Here is a 20,986-nt window from a genome sequence, read left to right as displayed (position 1 = left end):
CACAACGGCATCAAGACGGTTGTGTATCGCCCAGGGTTTTCTGCCAGAGTGCTTCCAGTCGGCACACATCAAGTGTGTCGAAGCCTTCCGATACCCTTTCACGGCATACCCTGAGCAACTCCAGCGCCTGCAGCCGATTGCCCTGTTCCAGCCATAATTTCGCCAGGTCCATCGATGCCCTCAATTCCCAGGCCCAGGCACCCTGCTCCCGGCTCAAGGTGCGCGCCTCTTCAAGCATGACCGACGCAGCATGCACGTCATCGCCATCCATGACCTTGATGAGACCGGACTTGATTCGCAGCAATTCGGGCAGTGCAAAGGCATCACCGCTGGTGCGGCAATGACTGATCGTACCGTCAACCAATACCCGGGCTTTTTCATATTGGTGACGCAGAATCAAGCCTTCGGCCAGCGAGATTTCGAATGAAGTAGTGAGCAGTTCGTAGCGCATGCCGTGCAGCTGCGCCAGACTTTCTTCGAGCACCGCGACAGAATTGTCGGGCTGCTCGGCGCGTATGGCGATCGCCGCACGCAAGCCATGGGCCGCGGCAATGTAAGGCCCGAGTGCGTTGGATTCGGCGATCGTGGCGAAGCGTTCGAGACTCGCCGCCGCCTTCTTCAAATCCCCCGTCCAGATGTAAATGCACAGGATCCAGACCATTGCTATGCAGTAGGTGACCGAGTGCTGCAGCGCAGATGCCTCGGCCTCTATCTGCTCTGCCCAGCGTCGGGCCTGGTCAGGGAAACCCTGTAGCCACAGGGTTCGAGCCAACGCCAATCCGGTGCGATTACGATGATCGAATCCGTAGTAGATCGTACCGCTGCGTTTTGACGGCAAGCTGTTACGCAATGAACGTTCCAGTTGCTGTCGAGCAAGCGGCTGGTTGCCAAGCAGATGGTGGGAAATACCGGCAAGCGAAGCGGCAATGGCAATCGCTTCAGGCTTGTTCAAAATGTTGCCGACCTCGCTGGCTTGCTCAGCCCAAGCCAAAGAAGAAGCAAAATCTCCGATGCGCTCATAGAAAATCTGTAGCCGTCCGAGCAGCCTGAGTTGGGACCAGTAATCGGACAATGAGATGGCGATGTCGAGTGCCCTGTGCAGTGCCTTCTGCGCCGCCTCGCTGTTGCCACGAGTGAACATAAGCACCAGACCGAGCGCGGCTTGCAATTCCATTTCAGTTGGCGTGCCGAAGTAACCCAGCTCGAGTAATTCAGCCGCCCGTGTGCACCAGGTCCGGCACTCGACCAACAAAGAAAAATGCAGGAACAACGGTGCGCTGGCCGCTGCCAGTGGTAACGCGAGCCCTGGATCACCCTGCGGCCCGAAGCTCCACTCCAGCGAGCTCCTGACGTTGCCCAACTGACTGGCAAGACGCTGAGAATTGTCGAAAATTTCATTGGGCGAGGTGCCTAGGCGTCCAAGCAGATCCATATAGAAAGCTGCATGCCTGAATGCCAGTGCGTTGACCTCGACATCACCTCGCGTGGCCAGCTTCTCCCGGGTGTAGGCGCGCGTCATCTCCAGCAGGCGGTAGGTCCACCTTAAGTCGCTGTGATCAATGGTGACCAGACCTTTACAGACCAACTCATCGAGGATCTCCGCCGCAGCGGCAGTGTCGATCTGGGTGTCGGCGATGACTTGGGACGCCGCTTCCTGAGAAAACGGTCCGACGAAAACCGAAAGCCGCTCCAGCGCCAGCCCCTGCAACGGCGACAGCAGGTCGTAACTCCAATCGAGCATCGCGCGCAGCGTTTGATGCCGCGGCAAAGCCGTCCTGCGTCCTGACCAGCCCAGTGAAAAACGCTCGCCCAGCAATACGTGAGTGGATTTCAGTCCATGGCTTGCAACGCGCATTGCCGCCAGTTCGATCGGCAGTGCCATACCCTCCAGACGTTGGCACATGTCGGCAATCAATTGCGCATCATCATCGTCCAGCACCAGTGCTGTGTTACCCGATGATGCACGCTCGACAAACAGTCTGATCGCTGAAAAACCCAGCAACTCTTCGATAGAAAGGTGCTGAGGTTCGCGGGGAAATTCGAGAGGGTTGAGCCAGTGAACGTATTCGCCACGGGCCCGCAGCGGTTCGCGACTGGTGGCCAGAACCCCGACATTCGGGGCCGCGTCACTGATTTGCTCAACGAGCTCAGAAACCGCATCGATCAAATGCTCACAGTTGTCGATGACCAGCAACACCCTTTGCGTGCGTAAGTGCGCAAGCAGTACAAACATGGAGTCTTCAGCCTGAACCGGTATTTCCAGCGACCTGGCCAGCGCCGAAAGCACCAGCGATTGGTCTTCGACCTGAGCCAGGTCGACGAAACGGGCAGTCTGGTAACCCTGTGCGCAAATGCGGTGCGCCACCTCGATCGCAAGGCTGGTTTTGCCAACACCACCGGGGCCGACAATGGTAAAGAGTTTGGGCTGCAGCATGTGATCGATAACTAATTGAAGATCGGTTTCGCGTCCGAACAGCTTGGCTCGCGGTGGTAAGTTACATCGGCGCTCCACACGCTCGCCGTCGGTAGCTTGTGCCTCGATAACTGCTGGTTGGCTCCCGGGCGATCGTATTTCCAGAGGTGCCACAAACGCATATCCCACACCGACCTGCGTGGAGATGTATCGCGCGTTTTCGTCACCATCACCGAGAATCCGCCGCAGGGCCGTCATATGAAAGCGCAGGCTGCCTTCCTCGACAATGATATCGGGCCATACCTGCTTGATCAGGTCGCTCTTGGTCAGCACCCTGCCCGGTCGCACCAGCAAGGCAATCAATAAATCCAGTGCTCGCCCACCGATCTCGACTGGCGCTCCATTTTTTTCAAGCAACCTTTTCGCGGGCACGACGCAGAATGGACCGAAAACATAATGGGTGGTGTTTGATTCGTGCGATTCGGCTGGAAAGGACTCCACGAGGATCGTTCTCTCAAAATGGGGCGTTCGCCGGTTGGAAGCCGTTCGTGTAGGCCTCGAAATCATAGATATATTGCACGTTCTTTCAAATCAGATCATTCCACCAAACGTTTGATATTCAGCATTTCGCCGATGAACGCATGGCAGGGTGGCGAAAGTGAGTGTAGAAGCCAGCAGATGCAATATGGGTACTTCGCAATAAAGATACCCAGATGTCCTGCTGACCGTCAGCTTCGGGTCGATGACTGTCCTTCGCGACAGACGGCAATTAGCAAACAACACCGACAATGGGGCACTAAGATCGAATGGAGTCCATTTTGGACATCGTAATCAACCTACTGGCTCATCGCATTGGCGTTTACGTGCTGAGCTCACTGAGTGGGGGACGTTTCAAGGGAGAAAGCGGTTTTGCCTGGGGCTGGGCAGTTGCCGTTGGCTGCTTGATATTGTTGACTCCTTTCGCGGCTTTCTGAATCGCCCCAGATTTTCTAGACACCTTGCAAGCTCATTGCGTAACGTTTTTCAAACTCTACCGGTGACAGCTGATTGTTGAAACCATGGCGGCGTTTTGGGTTGTAGAACATCTCGATGTAATCGAACACATCACTACGAGCATCTTGCCGTGAGGTGTAGATTTTCCGCTTGATTCGTTCCCGTTTCAGAAGCTGGAAAAAGCTCTCAGCCACGGCGTTGTCATGACAATTGCCTCGGCGGCTCATGCTGGCAACCAAATTGTTTGCCTTCAAAAAACTGCGCCAATCGGAGCTGCTGTACTGGCTGCCCTGGTCGGAGTGAACCATCACCTCTTGTTTCGGTTTTCGCCTCCAAACCGCCATCAATAACGCATCAATGGCCAAATCACTGGTCATCTGCGACTTCATTGACCAGCCAACGACCTGACGAGAAAACAGATCCAGCACCACCGCCAAATACAGCCAGCCTTCATACGTACGAATGTAAGTGATGTCGGTGACCCAAACTTTGTTGGGTTCTACGACATCGAACTGGCGCTTCAGTAAATTGGGTGAGGCGACCGCTGGCTTACCGCCGTATTTGCCAGGACGGCGTCGATACCCTGTCTGAGAGCGCAGACCTTCAAGACGCATCAGCCTCGCCACACGATGCCGACCACAATCCTCACCGACTTCGCGCAGATCGTCATGGACTTTGCGATAGCCATAAACGCCACCGCTCTCCAGCCAGGAATGCTTGATCAAACCCAGCAGTCGCTGGTCGTCTTTGGCGCGTACAGATTGCGGCTCAGACAGCCAGGCGTAATAACCGCTGGGATGGACTTTCAGCGTCAGGCAAAGCCGTCGAATCGAATAGTCGCCCGCTCGCTGCTTGATAAAGGCGTACTTCAACCGCACTCCTTGGCAAAGTACGCGGCGGCCTTTTTTAAGATGTCTCGCTCTTCGGTGACCCGCTTGAGTTCGGCTCGCAGACGACGCAGTTCAGCGTGCTGATCATCGTCTTGCTGCCGTTCTGCCTGAGGTTTGCTGTAGCGCTTTATCCAGGCATAGAGGCTATGCGTCGACACGCCAAGACGCGCCGCCACATCAGCGACAGGCAACTTCTTCTCGGTCACTTGATTGACCGCTTGGATTTTGAATTCTTCGGGATAACGTGGGTTGCTCATGGCACCTCCTGATTGGCCTTAGTTTAAGGCATGGAGGTGTCTACGAAACCCGGGGCGATTCATACTTCATTGGAATCGTAATGAACATTGAACTCTCGAAATGCCTAGAAGCTGCATCAGACGTGTGGGAAGCACTGGCGTCGAATCAGACAAGTAGAGCAGGCTCCGGCGCGGGCCGAGTAGCATCTGCGCTGGCAAACAACGTTGACGCTGAGGTCCTCGCAATGCAGGTGTCAATTAACAGTAGAAGAAATAACCCAGAGGCACCGATTTCCTTTACCGCCGCAGATATGATTTCCGTAGCTATGTGGTACGCCGCGAACAAGACGACATCGGCTCTGTCAAAAAGACAAACCGAGGGCCTTATCCGTGGCCAGCAAATCTATGACGAGAAAATGCCTGCCCCCTCACCCGTATAGCGACGAATAGCGCTCAGGTATGGTGGCTCAGGGAATTAGAGCCGCTGACCTTTGGTGAAAAGGCGTGCAATGAGGGGGCGATGTGAGAGCGGCTAGTCGCATCAATCAGATTTTCTTTTGGGAAACCTATTGGCGATAAAAATGGCGCAGCACCATAATATTTTGCATATTCTATGCGCCTTCACCGGTTAGGCAAGCTACGAGCTCACCGAACTTCGCTTTATGCGCAATTATGAAAAAATTCATAATTTCTCTCCTTGTCTGGTTGGGCAATGAAACCGAAGGGCGCAAGGTACTGGTGAGCTAATCGGCAACACACGTTGGGCCTGACTTGCGGTTGACGAGTTCAGGGAGATTTCGCATACCGCGTCAAACTTGCCCTGCCTTATTAGCGGCTGAAGGTTGCGAATTGCTGCTAGGTTAGTTGCATTTATTTCGAAGCAGTCGCATTTATTTCCGAAACCGACAGTTGACCCAGTAACCTCCACTTCCGGCACCCACTCAATTGAGGGTGGCCATGGGATTGTCGTCAGGCAAATTCACAGCCGTTCACACGTTGCACGCGAAAAAACGTGAAAAAAAGTTAGATTAGGTAAGTGATTGATTTATGGTAGATAAAACAAATGTAACTGTTAGTAAGGCTCCGGAAAGCGTGACCGACTATCCAGCGCTGACCCTTGAAACCCCTGCCGAACATCCATTCGCCCAGTTCGTGCGAATCCTCGGCAAAGGCAAACGCGGCGCCCGCGACCTGACTCGCGAAGAAGCCCGCGCCGCCATGGGCATGGTGCTCGATGAACAGGTCGAAGAAACCCAGCTCGGCGCCTTCCTGATGCTGCTGCGGCACAAGGAAGAAAGCGCCGAAGAAATGGCCGGGTTCACCGAAGCCCTGCGCGAACGCCTGCAAGCGCCGGCACTGGCGGTGGATCTGGACTGGCCGACCTACGCCGGCAAGAAACGTCATTTGCCGTGGTATCTGTTGGCCGCCAAGTGCCTGGCGCAGAACGGCGTGCGGATTTTCATGCACGGTGGCGGCGCACACACGGCCGGTCGGCTGTACAGCGAGCAATTGCTCGAGGAGCTGAAGATCCCGTTGTGCCGCAACTGGCAGCAGGTCGGCACGGCGCTGGACAACGGCGGTCTGGCGTTCATGCCGCTGGTGGACTGGGCGCCGCAGCTGCAACGGATGATCGACCTGCGCAACACCCTCGGCCTGCGTTCACCGATCCATTCGTTGGCGCGGTTCCTCAATCCGCTGGGCGCCCGCTGCGGCTTGCAAAGCATCTTCCACCCCGGCTATCAGGCCGTGCACCGCGATGCCAGTGGCCTGCTCGGGGACACGGCCATTGTGGTCAAGGGCGACGGCGGCGAAATCGAGATCAACCCGGACGCCGACAGCCACTTGTACGGCACCACCGGTGGCGAGAGCTGGGATGAGGAATGGCCGCAACTGTCGAGCCAGCGCCACGTCAAACCGGCCGGCCTCGACCCGGCGCATCTTAAGGCCGTCTGGCGCGGCGATGTGGTCGACAGCTACCCGCAAATGGCCCTGATCTCGACCATGGCCCTGGCCTTGCGCGGCCTCGGCCAAAGCCGTGAGCAAGCGTTCGAAACGGCCGAGAAATACTGGGACTCTCGCGACAAATCGATTTAACCGATCATTGACGCCCGATCTTTGCGCTTTTTGTTCGAACTCATGGGCATAGACTCCTCTCCAACGCTTATCGGTTGAGGAGTCACGGACATGGGTTTATTAGTCGAAGGTCGCTGGCAGGACAAATGGTACGAAAGCAGCAAGGACGGCGCGTTCCAGCGTGAGCAGGCGCAGCGTCGTAACTGGGTGACCGCCGACGGCCAACCCGGCCCGAGCGGGGTCGGTGGCTTTGCCGCTGAGGCGGGCCGCTATCACCTTTACGTGTCCCTCGCCTGTCCCTGGGCCCACCGCACGCTGATCATGCGCAAACTCAAGGGCCTCGAAAGCCTGATCGATGTGTCGGTGGTCAGCTACTTGATGCTGGAAAACGGCTGGACCTTCGACAAGGCCCACGGCTCAACCGGCGACAAACTCGATCACTTCGACTTCATGCACCAGCGCTACACCGCCGACACCGCCAACTACACCGGTCGCGTTACCGTGCCGGTGCTATGGGATAAACAGCAGAAGCGCATCGTCAACAATGAATCGGCGGAGATCATCCGCATGTTCAACGGCGCATTCGATGAGTTGACCGGCAATGACCTGGACTTCTATCCGCAGCCTCTGCGGGGCGAAATCGATGCGCTGAATGAGCGGATTTATCCAGCGGTGAACAACGGCGTGTACCGCGCAGGGTTTGCCACGTCACAGCAGGCTTATGAACAGGCGTTTGATGAGTTGTTTGCCGAGCTGGATCATCTGGAACAAGTACTGGACGCCAACCGCTACCTGACCGGCGAATACCTGACCGAGGCAGACATTCGCCTGTTCACCACGTTGATTCGCTTTGACGCGGTGTATTACGGCCACTTCAAGTGCAACCTGCGGCGCATTGCCGATTATCCGAACCTGTCGAACTGGCTGCGGGAGATGTATCAGTGGCCGGGGATTGCCGAGACGGTGGACTTCACCCACATCAAGCATCACTACTACGGCAGCCACAAGACCATTAACCCGACGGGAGTCGTGCCTAAAGGGCCGGAGCAGGACTTCACCACTGCCCATGATCGGGAGCGGTTGAGCGGCAGAGGGGTTTGGCGCAGGGCCTGAAATTTACGCAGGCTTTGAAAGCCCTATCGCTGGCAAGCCAGCTCCCACAGTGATCTATGTGATGTTGAAGATTGTCGCTTCAACACAAAACCTGTGGGAGCTGGCTTGCCAGCGATTGGCACACCCGGTTCAGAGTTGCCCCTGAGCCCCTTCAAACCAGGCCAGCTTCTCGCGCAGTTTCACCACTTCGCCCACGATCACCAGCGTCGGTGCATGCACTTCATGCTCCGCCACCAGACGTGGAAGGTCGGCCAACGTGCCGGTAAACACCCGCTGATTGACCGTGGTGCCCTGCTGAATCAACGCTGCCGGGGTATCCGCGCCGCGACCATGCTTGATCAACTGCTCGCAGATGCTCGGCAAGCCCACCAGACCCATGTAGAACACCAGGGTTTGCGCTGGCGCAACCAGGTCGGCCCACGGCAAGTCGGTGGAGCCGTCCTTCAAGTGCCCGGTGACAAACCGCACTGACTGCGCGTAATCGCGGTGGGTCAGCGGAATCCCGGCGTAGGCCGCGCAACCGCTGGCCGCCGTGATCCCCGGCACCACCTGGAACGGGATGCCGTGGGCTGCCAGTTCCTCGATCTCTTCACCGCCACGGCCGAAGATGAACGGATCACCGCCCTTCAACCGCACCACGCGCTTGCCTTGCCTGGCCAGATCCACCAATTGCTGGTTGATCTGATCCTGCGGCACTGCATGATCAGCGCGGCGCTTGCCGACGTACACCCGCTCGGCATCGCGACGGCACAATTCCAGAATCGCCGGCGCGACCAAACGGTCGTACAGCACCACGTCGGCTTGCTGCATCAGGCGCAAGGCGCGAAAGGTCAGCAGGTCCGGATCGCCCGGCCCGGCACCCACCAGATACACCTCACCGGTGGTCACCGGCGCTTCACCATCGATCTTGGCTTGCAGCAGCCGTTCGGCTTCACCGCCCTGCCCGGCCAGTTGACGATCGGCAATCGGCCCCTGGAAAACGTCTTCCCAGAAACCGCGACGCTGCTGTACATCCGGAAACAGCTTTTTAACCTGATGACGAAAACGCGCCGCCAAGCCAGCGAGCTGACCGTAGGTCGAAGGAATCCAGGTTTCGATCTTGGCGCGGATCAAACGCGCCAGCACCGGCGCGTCGCCGCCGCTGGACACGGCAATGATCAACGGCGAACGGTCGACGATCGCCGGAAAGATCACGCTGCACAGCGCTGGCGCATCCACCACGTTGACCGGCACGCAACGCCGATGAGCGTCGGCGGAGACTTGCGCGTTCAGTGTCTCATCGTCGGTGGCGGCAATGATCAGCCTGCAACCGTCCAGATCCGTTTCGGCATAGCCACGCACCAGGCACTCGCCACCGCTGGCAGTAACCAGTTCGCGCAATTGCGCTTCGATTTCAGGTGCAACCACCCGCAGCAGCGCACCGGCATCGGCCAGCAGGCGGGATTTGCGCAAGGCAATCTCCCCCCCACCGACGACCAACACACGACTGCCGCGAAGGTTGTGAAACAGCGGCAGATAGTTCATTTAGCCGATGACCTCAAGGCCACCCATGTACGGTTTCAGTACCTCGGGTACACGAATCGAACCGTCAGCCTGCTGGTAGTTTTCCAGCACCGCCACCAGAGTACGACCGACCGCCAGGCCGGAACCGTTCAGGGTGTGCACCAGTTCAGGCTTGCCGGTTTCCGGGTTACGGAACCGCGCTTGCATACGACGGGCCTGGAAATCGCCGCAGTTGGAGCACGACGAGATTTCGCGGTACTTGTCCTGGCTCGGAATCCACACTTCCAGGTCGTAAGTCTTGACCGCGCTGAAGCCCATATCGCCGGTGCACAGCGCCAGGGTGCGGTAAGGCAGTTCGAGCAGTTGCAGGACTTTCTCGGCGTTGGCGGTCAGGCCTTCCAGCGCTTCCATCGACTGCGACGGCTCGACGATCTGCACCATTTCAACCTTGTCGAACTGGTGCTGGCGGATCATGCCGCGCGTGTCACGGCCCGACGCGCCGGCTTCACTGCGAAAGCACGGCGTGTGGGCGACGAACTTGATCGGCAGTTGCTTGGCGTCGACGATTTCACCGGCAACGATGTTGGTCAGCGACACTTCAGCGGTCGGGATCAAGTACAGATCGGCTTCGCCTTCGCGCGCGATCTTGAACAGGTCTTCTTCGAACTTCGGCAACTGACCGGTGCCTTGCAGCGCCGGCGCCTGGACCAGATAAGGCGTGTAGGCCTCTTCGTAGCCGTGCTCGGTGACGTGCAGGTTGATCATGAACTGCGCCAGGGCACGATGCAGGCGCGCAATCGGGCCACGCAGCAGTGCGAAGCGGGCGCCGGACAGCTTGGCGGCGGTTTCGAAGTCCAGCCAGCCGAACTTCTCACCCAGGGCCACGTGGTCCTGAACCGGGAAGTCGAAGGCAGTCGGGGTGCCCCAACGGCGTACTTCGACGTTGTCGTCTTCGTCTTTACCGACCGGCACCGATTCGTGCGGCAGGTTGGGAATGCCCAGCAGGATCGAGTCCAGTTCGGTCTGGATCGCGTCCAGTTCGACTTTGCCGGCACTCAATTCGCCCGCCATGCGCTCGACGTCCGCCATCAGCGGCGCGATGTCTTCGCCGCGCTGCTTGGCCTGACCGATGGATTTGGAGCGCGCGTTACGTTCAGCCTGCAGTGCTTCGGTGCGGGTCTGGACGGTCTTGCGCTGTTCTTCCAGCGCTTCGATGCGCGCGACATCCAGGGCATAACCACGGGAAGCCAGGCGGTCCGCTACGTCCTGAAGGTTGCTACGTAACAGTTTGGAATCGAGCATGTCGGTCTCTCGTTATCAAAGTTTGGTCAGGGACAGGCCGGCCCAGGTGGCGAGCAGCCCGCCGAATACGCTGATGGCCGCATAGCCCAGGGCCAGCGGCACCTGCCCGCTTTCCAGCAGGCGCACCGTATCCAGTGAAAAGGATGAAAAAGTCGTCAGCCCTCCGAGGAAGCCGACAATCAGCCCGGCGCGCACCTCAATGGGCACCTCCGGGCGAATCAAAAACAGACCGTATAGAACGCCGATCAGCAAACAGCCCACGATATTAACGGCCAGCGTCGCGGTATAGAAGTGCCGCGGCCAATTAGCGTTGATCCAGTTGCCGGTGGCGAAGCGCAACAGTGTGCCGGCCATCCCGCCGACTGAAACCGCAATGATCAAGGGAACCACTATTTTCTCCGTTGCCGCGGGCTTAATCGGTCAAGTTTCGCCAGGTGATTGAGTTTCTCGCCGATTTTCAACTCAAGACCTCGCGGTACAGGTTGATAGAACGGGATCGGGTCGAGTTCTTCCGGGAAATAGTCTTCTCCGGCGGCGTAGGCATCAGGCTCGTCGTGAGCGTAACGGTATTCGTCGCCGTAGCCCAATTGCTTCATCAGTTTGGTCGGAGCGTTACGCAGGTGCAGCGGCACTTCCAGCGAGCCGTGCTCGGCGGCGGCGCGCAGCGCAGTCTTGAAGCCCATGTACACCGCGTTGCTTTTTGGCGCGCAGGCCAGATAGGTGATGGCCTGAGCCACCGCCAATTCGCCTTCGGGGCTGCCGAGGCGCTCCTGCACTTCCCACGCCGCCAGGCACAGGCTCAGCGCACGCGGGTCGGCATTGCCGATGTCTTCGCTGGCCATGCGCACCACGCGCCGGGCCAGGTACAGCGGATCGCATCCGCCGTCGATCATGCGCGCGAACCAGTACAACGCGCCGTCGGGGTTGGAGCCGCGCACCGACTTGTGCAGCGCGGAAATCTGGTCGTAAAACGCTTCGCCACCCTTGTCGAAACGGCGACGGGTATCGCCGAGCAGGCTTTGCAGCAGATCGGTGCCGATCTCGCTGTTGTCTTCGGCCAGGTCGGAGGCATTTTCCAGCAGATTGAGCAAACGCCGGCCATCGCCATCGGCGGCCGACAGCAGCATCTGGAAGCCTTCATCGCTGAGGGTCAGGTTGCGCTTGCCCAGCCCCCGCTCTTCCGTCAGTGCGCGGTGCACCAGTTTGCGCAGCGCGGACTCGTCGAGGCTTTTCAGCACATAGACCCGTGCGCGCGAGAGCAAAGCGTTGTTGAGTTCGAACGAGGGGTTTTCGGTGGTCGCGCCGATGAAAATCAGCGTGCCATCTTCGACATACGGCAGGAACGCATCCTGTTGGGACTTGTTGAAGCGGTGCACTTCGTCGACGAACAGAATCGTCCGTCGACCGTATTGCGCCGCCTGCTGCTTGGCGATTTCCACCGCCTGACGGATTTCCTTGACCCCGGCCAACACCGCCGACACCGTTTCGAAATGCGCCTCCGAGACTTCCGCCAGCAACCGCGCCAGCGTGGTTTTACCCACCCCCGGCGGCCCCCAGAAAATCATCGAGTGCAGGGCACCCTGCTCCAGGGCTTCGCGCAAAGGCTTGCCGCGAGCGAGCACGTGTTCCTGACCGACGTACTCATCCAGATTGGTCGCGCGCAAACGGGCGGCCAAGGGCTGAGCGATCGGGGCACTGCGAAACAGGTCCATTGCGCGCGTTTAAAACCTCGTATTACACATTTGCGGGAAACCTGTGGCGAGGGAGCTTGCTCCCGCTGGACTGCGCAGCAGTCCCCTTTTTTTGGGGGTGCTTCACGCCCCAGCGGGAGCAAGCTCCCTCGCCACAGTTAATTCATCAGTGGGTTAATCTGTTATTCCTGGATCACATCGGCACCCTTGGGGATGTCGAACTTGAACTTGGATGCCGGAATCGGCTCGTTAGCCTTTACGCCGGTGAACAGGATATTGGTGCGCTGGCCGACGCTGTCGATCAGCTGCATGTCATTCACCAGACCATTGCGGAACGACAGACGCAAGCTGTCGAACAGGGTGTCCTTGGTTTTCGGCTTCAGCGTGAAGTCGATCACGCCGCCGGCTTCCTTGGCGCTGATGTCAAAGCTCTGGCTGATCTTGGACACGTCACCGGACAACAGCAAGGCTGGGGTCTGGGTCAGACGCTGATCAAGATTCTTGATGGTGGCCTGCTCCAGATCCGGGTCCCACAGGGTGACTTTCTTGCCATCAGAGACCATGGTCTGCTCGGCTGGCGCATTGGTGTGCCAGTAGAACAGCCCCGGGCGCTGCAGGGACATTTCACCGGCGGTTTCCTGCAATTGGGTACCCGTGCCGTCGAGGGTCAGCTGGGAGAAACGCGCAGTCAGGGTCTGGGATTTTTCCAGCAATTGAGTCAGGCGCGCCACGTCCTTGTCATCGGCGTGAGCCTGGAGCGTGGTCAAAGCCAGTACCGGCAGCAACAGCATGCGGATCAGACGCATGGGAGTCCTCATAACATTCGTGGGAGTGCGGACGACGCCTCAGGGCGCCGCCCCTTTTCAATTCCGGTCAGTCGCGTACCGGGCCAGGGGCCAGGACTTCACGCGAACCGTTGGTATTCATGGACGTCACGACGCCGGCCATTTCCATGGCTTCGATCATGCGCGCGGCGCGGTTGTAGCCGATTTTCAGTTTGCGCTGAACCGCGGAAATGGAGGCACGGCGGCTTTCCAGAACGAACTGTACCGCTTCGTCGTACAGCGCGTCGGCTTCCGGATCATCACCGTCGCCACCACCGCTGCTGCCTTCAAAGCCACTGCCGGCCTCCTCGACACCGTTGAGGATGTCGTCGTTGTATTCCGGCGCGCCACGCAGCTTCCAGGCCTCGACCACGCGGTGAACCTCGTCGTCGGAAACGAAGGCACCGTGGACGCGGATCGGCAGGCTGGTGCCTGGCGGCATGTACAGCATGTCACCATGGCCCAGCAGTTGCTCGGCGCCGCCCTGGTCGATGATGGTCCGGGAGTCGATCTTGCTCGACACCTGGAACGCCATACGGGTCGGAATGTTGGCCTTGATCAGACCGGTGATCACATCAACCGACGGACGCTGGGTCGCGAGGATCAAGTGGATACCAGCCGCACGGGCCTTCTGGGCGATACGGGCGATCAGCTCTTCGACCTTCTTGCCGACGATCATCATCATGTCGGCGAACTCGTCGACGACCACAACGATGGTCGGCAGCTTTTGCAACAGCGGCGCCTCGTCGTGGATGCTCTCGCGCTTGTACAGCGGATCGCTCAACGGTTCGCCGGCGTCCTGGGCTTCCTTGACCTTGGCGTTGAAGCCGGACAGGTTTCGCACGCCCATCTTCGCCATCAGCTTGTAGCGCCGCTCCATTTCGGCAACGCTCCAGCGCAGGGCATTGGCCGCGTCCTTCATGTCGGTGACCACCGGGCACAGCAGGTGCGGGATGCCTTCGTAAATCGACAGCTCGAGCATTTTCGGGTCGATCATGATCAGCTTGGCGTCTTCCGGGCCAGACTTGAACAGGATCGACAGGATCATCGCGTTCACGCCCACCGACTTACCGGAACCGGTGGTACCCGCCACCAGCAGGTGCGGCATCTTTGCCAGGTCGGTGATGACCGGCTTGCCGCCGATGTCATGACCCAGTGCCAGCGTGACCGGCGATTTGAAGTTGTCGTACTCGGGGGTCGACAGCACTTCGGAGAAGCGCACGATCTGCCGGTCTTCGTTGGGAATCTCGATACCGACCGTGGTCTTGCCCGGAATCACTTCCACCACCCGCACACTGGTCACGGCCAGGGAACGCGCCAGGTCCTTGGCCAGGTTGGCAATGCGGCTGACTTTCACACCGGCGGCAGGCTGGATTTCGTAACGGGTAATCACCGGGCCCGGATGGATCGAATCCACGGTGACTTCGACGCCGAATTCCTTGAGCTTGATTTCCAGCAAGTGGCCAACCGCGGCCAGGGATTCAGGCGAGTAATTGAGTTGTTTCTTTTCTGCCGGGTCGAGAATCGAGATCGGCGGCAAGGTGCCTTCCACGGCGCTGTCGACGAACAGCGGAGCCTGTTTCTCTTTTTCGACTCGCTTGCTTGGAGCGGCGGGCTTGACCGGCGCAGGCGCGATAACCGGCGGCACCTGTTTCTCGCGGTCGGACATGTGCTTGCTCAGGGCCTGCTCACGCTCGATCAGGCGCTCTTTGACCTTGGCCTGCTCGCGTTTATCGGTGACGGTCGGCGCAACCACGTCGTGCACGCGGTCGTCGACTTCACGCAGTTGCGCCACCAGTTGCTTGCGCTCGGTACGGGCCGCCCACCAGCGATTGGCTGCGCCCTGGAACAGTTCGAAGAGGTCGAGGGTGATCTTGCCGGTGATGTCCATCACCTTGAACCACGACAGGTCGGTAAACACCGTCAGGCCGAACAGGAACAGGGCAATCAGCAGCAGCGTGCTGCCCTGAATGTTCAGGGCGTTTTTCGCCAGGTCACCCAGGCTTTCGCCCAGCGCGCCGCCAGCGCCGGCTGGCAGACCGGTCGCAGCGTGGAAATGGATATGGGCCAGCGCCGCACCGGACAGCACCAGGAACACCAGGCCGATCAGGCGCCAGGAGAACAGCCAGCCGCTCCACTGCCACGGCTCGTGACGTTGACGGAAGATCTGGTAGGCCTTGATCGCCAGCAACAACGGGAAAATGTAGGCAAAGTAACCGAGCACCATGAACAGGATATCGGCGCTGTAGGAGCCCGCCGGGCCGCCGAAGTTCTGAACATCGTCGATCTTGCTGTTATGGCTCCAGCCCGGATCGTCCTTGCCGTAGGTCAGCAAGGCCATCATCAGAAACAGGCACAACGCGCCAATGGCGATCAATGCACCTTCCTTGAGGCGGTAGTGCAATTGCTGACGCCAGAGCGGCACGACTGTTTTGGGTGCTTCGGTGGATTTCTTCAAAACGCTACTATTCCTGCGCCCAAGGCGCGTCCATCTGTTGATTGACTATAAAAAACTGCCCAATCCAGGCAGGTAAAAAGTTGACAGCCATAACTGAGACTACTTTTAACACTGCCCCCCGGTTTTTATAAACACGAAACGCAATGCTTATTTTGTTACAAACGCTGTTACAGCCAGGCATTGTACGGGTTTGTACGCCCGATGCCATGCTTGTGATCCTTGGGTGTAGCATAGTCAACAGCACATTACATGCGACTCAATTTGAGCATGCATTCTCTTTTGTGACAAAGGCTTATGAGGTGTTTTTATGAGCGAAGCGAAGCATCACCGCCTGATCATTCTGGGTTCCGGTCCCGCCGGTTACAGCGCAGCCGTGTATGCCGCCCGCGCCAACCTCAAACCCGTTGTCATTACCGGCATACAGGCAGGTGGCCAGCTCACCACCACCGTCGAAGTCGATAACTGGCCAGGCGATGTCGAAGGCCTCACCGGCCCGGTGCTGATGGAACGCATGCAAAAACACGCCGAGCGCTTTGCCACAGAGATCGTTTACGACCACATCCATACTGCCAAGTTGCAACAGCGCCCGTTTGAACTGACTGGCGACAGCGGCACTTACACCTGCGACGCGCTGATTATCGCCACTGGCGCCTCCGCGCAATACCTGGGGCTGCCGTCGGAAGAAACGTTTGCCGGCAAAGGCGTTTCCGCCTGCGCGACTTGCGACGGTTTCTTTTATCGCAATCAAGTGGTCGCGGTGATTGGCGGCGGCAACACCGCGGTTGAAGAGGCGCTGTACTTGTCGAACATCGCCAGGGAAGTTCATCTGATTCACCGCCGGGACAAGTTGCGGTCCGAGAAAATCCTCCAGGACAAACTCTTCGAGAAAGCCGCCAATGGCAATATCCGCCTGCACTGGAACCAGAATCTGGATGAAGTACTGGGCGACGCCAGCGGCGTGACCGGCGCCCGTCTGCGCGACAGCATTACCGGTGAAACCCGTGAGCTGGCCCTGGCCGGCGTGTTCATCGCCATCGGCCATAAACCCAATACCGACCTGTTCGTCGGCCAACTGGAAATGCGCGACGGGTATCTGCTGGTCAAGGGCGGCAGCGAGGGCGATGCCACCGCAACCGCCATTGCGGGCGTGTTTGCCGCCGGCGACGTAGCCGATCACGTCTATCGCCAGGCCGTCACGTCGGCGGGAGCTGGCTGCATGGCGGCGCTGGACGCGGAAAAATACCTCGACGACATTCCCGTTGTTTAACGGCACACTTGAAGGCGGGCCCATGGCCCGCCACCGCCCTCCCCTTCTGCAAGCCCGGACGCCATGCTGACTTGGTTACAACGCAACACCCTGACTTTCCCGCCGCTGGAAAAAGCCATGCGCGACCCCAACGGGTTGCTGGCTGCCGGTGGCGACCTGTCCGCCGATCGGCTGATCCAGGCCTATCGTCACGGCTGCTTTCCGTGGTTCTCGGAGGGTCAGCCAATCCTCTGGTGGTCGCCCGACCCACGCACGGTTTTGTTTCCCGACGAACTGCACGTTTCCCGCAGCCTGAATAAATTGCTGCGCCAGCAACGTTATCAGGTGACTTTCGATCGCGATTTTGCCGCCGTGATCCACGCCTGCGCAGCCCCCAGGGAATATGCCGACGGCACCTGGATCACCGGGGCGATGCAGGACGCCTACATTGAACTGCATCGCCGCGGGTTCGCGCACTCGGTGGAAGTCTGGGATCAGGATGAACTGGTGGGCGGTCTGTATGGCTTGGCGATGGGGCGGATGTTTTTCGGCGAATCAATGTTCAGCCGAGCCGACAACGCGTCCAAATTTGGTTTTGCCACCCTGGTGCGACATCTGAAAGACTCGGGTTTTGTCCTGATCGACTGCCAGATGCCTACCGACCATCTGCACAGCCTCGGCGCGCGAGCCATTCCCCGCAGCGCGTTTGCCGGTTATCTGGCGCAATATCTTGATCAACCCAGCCGCGCAACCTGGGTTTGCTGAGCGACTTTTACGCGCGTGGCTTACACTTAATCGAAAGCATTATCCCGAGGGTTGATCATGACCGAGTTGGCGCGTTTGAAGTTCTATGCCACTCAGCCCCACTCTTGCAGCTATCTGCCTGAGGAGCAGGCCACGACCCTGTTCCTTGACCCTAGCCAGCCCATGGACGTGCATGTCTACGCAGACCTGTCGGAAATGGGTTTTCGTCGCAGTGGCGATCATCTTTATCGTCCCCATTGCCAGAACTGCAATGCCTGCGTGCCCGCGCGCATCCCTGTAGGACAATTCACCCCCAACCGTCAGCAGAAGCGAATTTTCAAGCGCAACGCCGACTTGCAAGTGCGCCCGGCGAAGCCGGGTTTCAGCGAAGAGTATTTCGATCTCTATCAACGGTACATCGAAGAACGCCACGCCGATGGCGACATGTACCCACCCAGCCGCGATCAGTTTTCCACCTTCCTGGTACGTGACCTGCCGTTTTCCCGGTTCTACGAATTTCGTCTCGACGGACGGTTGCTGGCGATCGCCGTCACCGACCTGCTGCCCAACGGCCTTTCGGCGGTCTACACCTTCTATGAACCGGCGGAAGAACGACGCAGCCTGGGGCGCTACGCGATCCTCTGGCAAATCGCCGAGGCCCGGCGGCTGGGGCTGGAGGCGGTCTACCTGGGTTACTGGATCAAAAACTGCAAAAAAATGAGCTACAAGACGCAATACCGCCCCATAGAGCTGCTGGTTAACCAGCGCTGGGTCGTCCTGAACTAGAGCCCACCCTAAACCCCTTGGCTTGACCCCCACTTTTCGGGCACAATGCACGCCGCTTTTGCCTGGCGCAGTTGCACCGGGCCATTCACTGGACACCGAGGGCTTTACTGCATGTCGAAAGAAGACAGCTTCGAAATGGAAGGCACTGTCGTCGACACCCTGCCCAACACCATGTTTCGCGTGGAGTTGGAAAATGGGCACGTCGTAACCGCGCATATTTCCGGCAAGATGCGCAAGAACTACATCCGTATTCTTACCGGTGACAAAGTGCGCGTCGAGCTGACGCCCTATGACTTGAGCAAAGGGCGCATCACTTACCGCGCTCGCTAATCAAGTCAATACAAAACGCCCGGCTTAATGCCGGGCGTTTTTGTTTGCCTGCGATTTGATAGACAGCAAAAAGGCGCCAATTCGGCGCCTTTTTGCTTTGTTGCGGTTTAACGTCAGGCCATCTCGGCTGTGGTCTCGAAATCGAAGGTCAGCTCGCCGTCCTTGATGTCGATGTGCACCACACCACCATGTTCGGCCAGTTCGCCAAAGAGAATCTCCTCCGCCAGTGGACGCTTGATCTTGTCCTGGATCAGGCGGGCCATTGGTCGAGCACCCATTGCCGAGTCGTAACCACCGGCCGCCAGCCAGCTGCGGGCAGCATCGGTGACTTCCAGCAATACACGCTTGTCTTCCAGCTGCGCCTGAAGTTCGGTAAGGAACTTGTCCACCACGCTTTTGATGACCTCATGGCTGAGGCGACCAAACTGGATAATGGTGTCCAGACGGTTGCGGAACTCCGGCGTGAAGCTCTTCTTGATCACTTCCATCGCATCGGACGAGTGGTCCTGATGGGTGAAACCGATCGAAGCACGCGCTGCGGTCTCGGCACCGGCGTTGGTCGTCATGATGACGATCACGTTTCGGAAGTCCGCCTTGCGCCCGTTGTTATCGGTCAGCGTACCGTGGTCCATCACCTGCAACAGCAGGTTGAAGACTTCCGGATGCGCCTTCTCGATCTCATCGAGCAGCAGCACGCAGTGAGGCTGCTTGGTGATGGCTTCGGTCAGCAGACCGCCTTGATCGAACCCGACATAGCCCGGAGGTGCACCAATCAGACGCGATACAGTGTGCCGCTCCATGTATTCGGACATGTCGAAGCGAATCAACTCGACACCCAAAGCCTTGGCCAATTGGCGCGCCGCTTCGGTTTTACCGACACCGGTAGGCCCGGCGAACAGGAACGAACCAACAGGCTTGTCGGGCGACTTCAGGCCGGCACGGGACAGTTTGATCGCAGTTGCCAGCGAATCAATCGCTGCATCCTGACCAAACACTGTCAGCTTCAGGTCGCGCTCAAGGTTACGCAGCAGTTCTTTGTCGGAACTGGTGACATGCTTTGGCGGGATCCGCGCGATTTTCGCGACGATGTCCTCGACTTGCGGCACTTCGATGCGTTTCACACGCTTCTCGACCGGCTGCAGGCGCTGATAGGCTCCCGCCTCGTCGATGACGTCGATAGCCTTGTCCGGCATATGACGGTCATTGATGTAGCGCGAAGCCAGTTCGGCGGCCGCGCGCAGGGCTTCATCGCTGTATTCGATATTGTGATGGCTCTCGAAACGACCCTTGAGGCCACGCAGAATACCGATGGTGTCTTCCACCGAAGGCTCCGACACGTCGACTTTCTGGAAGCGCCGGGCCAAGGCACGGTCCTTCTCGAAAATCCCGCGGAATTCCTGGAAGGTGGTCGAGCCGATGCAACGGATATCACCGGACGACAGCAATGGCTTGAGCAGGTTCGAAGCATCCATTACGCCACCGGACGCGGCACCCGCACCGATGATGGTGTGGATTTCGTCGATGAACAGGATCGCCTGCGGACGTTTTTTCAGTTCATTGAGCAACGCCTTGAAGCGCTTCTCGAAATCACCGCGGTATTTGGTCCCGGCCAGCAACGCGCCAAGATCAAGGGAGTAAACCACGCTGTTGGCCAGCAGGTCCGGCACCTGGTTGTCGACAATGCGCTTGGCCAAGCCTTCGGCAATCGCGGTTTTACCCACGCCCGCCTCGCCCACCAGCAGCGGATTGTTTTTACGACGACGCGCCAGGATTTGCGCAACGCGTTCGACTTCCAGCTCACGACCTACCAACGGATCGATACGACCCTGGCGCGCGAGTTCATTAAGATTGCTGGCATAAGCATCCAGGGGATTGCCTGAAGATGAAGACTCACCGCCCTCGTCGTCCTGCATATCTTGCTCACCTTCAGAGTGATCGCCATGCCCTGGCACTTTGGAAATGCCATGAGCGATGTAGTTGACGACATCAATGCGCGCAACGCTCTGCTGTTTCAGCAGGAACACTGCCTGACTCTCTTGCTCACTGAAGATCGCGACCAGCACGTTGGCGCCAGTCACTTCGCGTTTGCCCGAGCTCTGTACGTGAAACACAGCACGCTGCAGTACACGCTGGAAGCCCAGGGTTGGCTGGGTTTCACGATCCTCGTCATGCACGGGGATCAATGGCGTGGTGGAGTCGATGAACTCCTGCAGGTCATGCTTGAGTTTGTCGAGGTTTGCGCCGCACGCACGTAAAACAGTGGCGGCAGCCTCATTGTCCAATAGGGCCAGCAGAAGATGTTCGACGGTCATGAATTCATGACGCTTCGAACGGGCCTCCTTGAAGGCAAGATTGAGGGTGACTTCGAGCTCGCGGTTTAACAT

The 20,986-nt window shown here is 58.5% G+C and carries 15 protein-coding genes; 6 read left to right on the top strand and 9 right to left on the bottom strand.

The features are described from left to right. Positions 1 to 10 precede the first annotated feature (10 nt). Both KHO07_RS10055 and KHO07_RS10050 read right to left on the bottom strand, forming a co-directional pair. Positions 11 to 2,914: a winged helix-turn-helix domain-containing protein gene (locus KHO07_RS10055; protein WP_212627075.1), complete on the bottom strand. Its 2,904-nt coding sequence runs from the start codon at positions 2,912 to 2,914 to the stop codon at positions 11 to 13. A 488-nt stretch (positions 2,915 to 3,402) separates the two neighbouring features. Then, a protein-coding gene (locus tag KHO07_RS10050; protein ID WP_094991499.1) for an IS3-like element ISPsy29 family transposase occupies positions 3,403 to 4,553 on the bottom strand; the annotation gives its coding sequence in 2 pieces (ribosomal slippage) (positions 3,403 to 4,319 and positions 4,319 to 4,553; 1,152 coding nt in all). Positions 4,554 to 5,624: 1,071 nt separating this feature from the next. Between KHO07_RS10050 and KHO07_RS10045 the strand changes: the two genes are divergently transcribed. Then, entirely contained in the window at positions 5,625 to 6,626 is a 1,002-nt protein-coding gene (locus KHO07_RS10045) for a glycosyl transferase family protein (protein WP_212627074.1), read from the top strand. A 90-nt stretch (positions 6,627 to 6,716) separates the two neighbouring features. Beyond that, positions 6,717 to 7,718: a glutathione S-transferase family protein gene (locus KHO07_RS10040; protein WP_150735165.1), complete on the top strand. Its 1,002-nt coding sequence runs from the start codon at positions 6,717 to 6,719 to the stop codon at positions 7,716 to 7,718. Between the two features lie 129 nt (positions 7,719 to 7,847). On the opposite strand, the gene cysG is transcribed toward KHO07_RS10040, so the two are convergent. From cysG to KHO07_RS10010, 6 genes are all read right to left on the bottom strand, one after another. After that, positions 7,848 to 9,242, bottom strand: a complete 1,395-nt coding sequence (gene cysG / locus KHO07_RS10035) for a siroheme synthase CysG (protein WP_212627073.1) — start codon at positions 9,240 to 9,242, stop codon at positions 7,848 to 7,850. Continuing rightward, positions 9,243 to 10,523, bottom strand: a complete 1,281-nt coding sequence (serS, locus tag KHO07_RS10030) for a serine--tRNA ligase (protein WP_150735167.1) — start codon at positions 10,521 to 10,523, stop codon at positions 9,243 to 9,245. Between the two features lie 15 nt (positions 10,524 to 10,538). After that, entirely contained in the window at positions 10,539 to 10,913 is a 375-nt protein-coding gene (gene crcB / locus KHO07_RS10025) for a fluoride efflux transporter CrcB (protein ID WP_075947929.1), read from the bottom strand. Continuing rightward, positions 10,913 to 12,235 (bottom strand): replication-associated recombination protein A, encoded by a 1,323-nt coding sequence (locus KHO07_RS10020; RefSeq protein WP_150735168.1) that lies wholly within the window; start codon positions 12,233 to 12,235, stop codon positions 10,913 to 10,915. The genes crcB and KHO07_RS10020 overlap by 1 nt, the downstream gene beginning before the upstream one ends. A 161-nt stretch (positions 12,236 to 12,396) precedes the next feature. Then, positions 12,397 to 13,020: an outer membrane lipoprotein chaperone LolA gene (lolA, locus tag KHO07_RS10015; RefSeq protein WP_150735169.1), complete on the bottom strand. Its 624-nt coding sequence runs from the start codon at positions 13,018 to 13,020 to the stop codon at positions 12,397 to 12,399. A gap of 67 nt (positions 13,021 to 13,087) precedes the next feature. Continuing rightward, a complete protein-coding gene (locus KHO07_RS10010) occupies positions 13,088 to 15,496 on the bottom strand; it encodes a DNA translocase FtsK (protein WP_150735170.1) in 2,409 nt (802 codons plus the stop codon). A 307-nt stretch (positions 15,497 to 15,803) separates the two neighbouring features. On the opposite strand from KHO07_RS10010, the gene trxB reads away from it, so the two are divergent. The 4 genes from trxB to infA all read left to right on the top strand — a co-directional run bounded on the left by trxB (position 15,804) and on the right by infA (position 18,602). After that, positions 15,804 to 16,763 (top strand): thioredoxin-disulfide reductase, encoded by a 960-nt coding sequence (gene trxB / locus KHO07_RS10005; RefSeq protein ID WP_150735171.1) that lies wholly within the window; start codon positions 15,804 to 15,806, stop codon positions 16,761 to 16,763. A 63-nt stretch (positions 16,764 to 16,826) separates the two neighbouring features. Continuing rightward, positions 16,827 to 17,507, top strand: coding sequence for a leucyl/phenylalanyl-tRNA--protein transferase (gene aat, locus KHO07_RS10000; RefSeq protein WP_150735172.1), 681 nt, complete (start codon positions 16,827 to 16,829; stop codon positions 17,505 to 17,507). A 57-nt stretch (positions 17,508 to 17,564) separates the two neighbouring features. After that, the gene (locus KHO07_RS09995) at positions 17,565 to 18,272 is read left to right on the top strand and encodes an arginyltransferase (protein WP_150735173.1); all 708 of its coding nucleotides are present in this window, start codon (positions 17,565 to 17,567) and stop codon (positions 18,270 to 18,272) included. A 111-nt stretch (positions 18,273 to 18,383) separates the two neighbouring features. Next, complete coding sequence (gene infA / locus KHO07_RS09990) at positions 18,384 to 18,602, top strand: translation initiation factor IF-1 (RefSeq protein ID WP_002553999.1); 219 nt, start codon at positions 18,384 to 18,386, stop codon at positions 18,600 to 18,602. Between the two features lie 113 nt (positions 18,603 to 18,715). On the opposite strand, the gene clpA is transcribed toward infA, so the two are convergent. Beyond that, positions 18,716 to 20,986 (bottom strand): ATP-dependent Clp protease ATP-binding subunit ClpA, encoded by a 2,271-nt coding sequence (gene clpA / locus KHO07_RS09985; RefSeq protein ID WP_075947936.1) that lies wholly within the window; start codon positions 20,984 to 20,986, stop codon positions 18,716 to 18,718.

It is taken from the genome of Pseudomonas sp. PP3 (assembly GCF_905336995.1).
Classification (GTDB): Bacteria; Pseudomonadota; Gammaproteobacteria; order Pseudomonadales; family Pseudomonadaceae; genus Aquipseudomonas; species Aquipseudomonas reinekei.
Note: the sequence above shows the minus strand (reverse complement) of the source record. Positions and strands in the feature narration are given on the sequence as shown.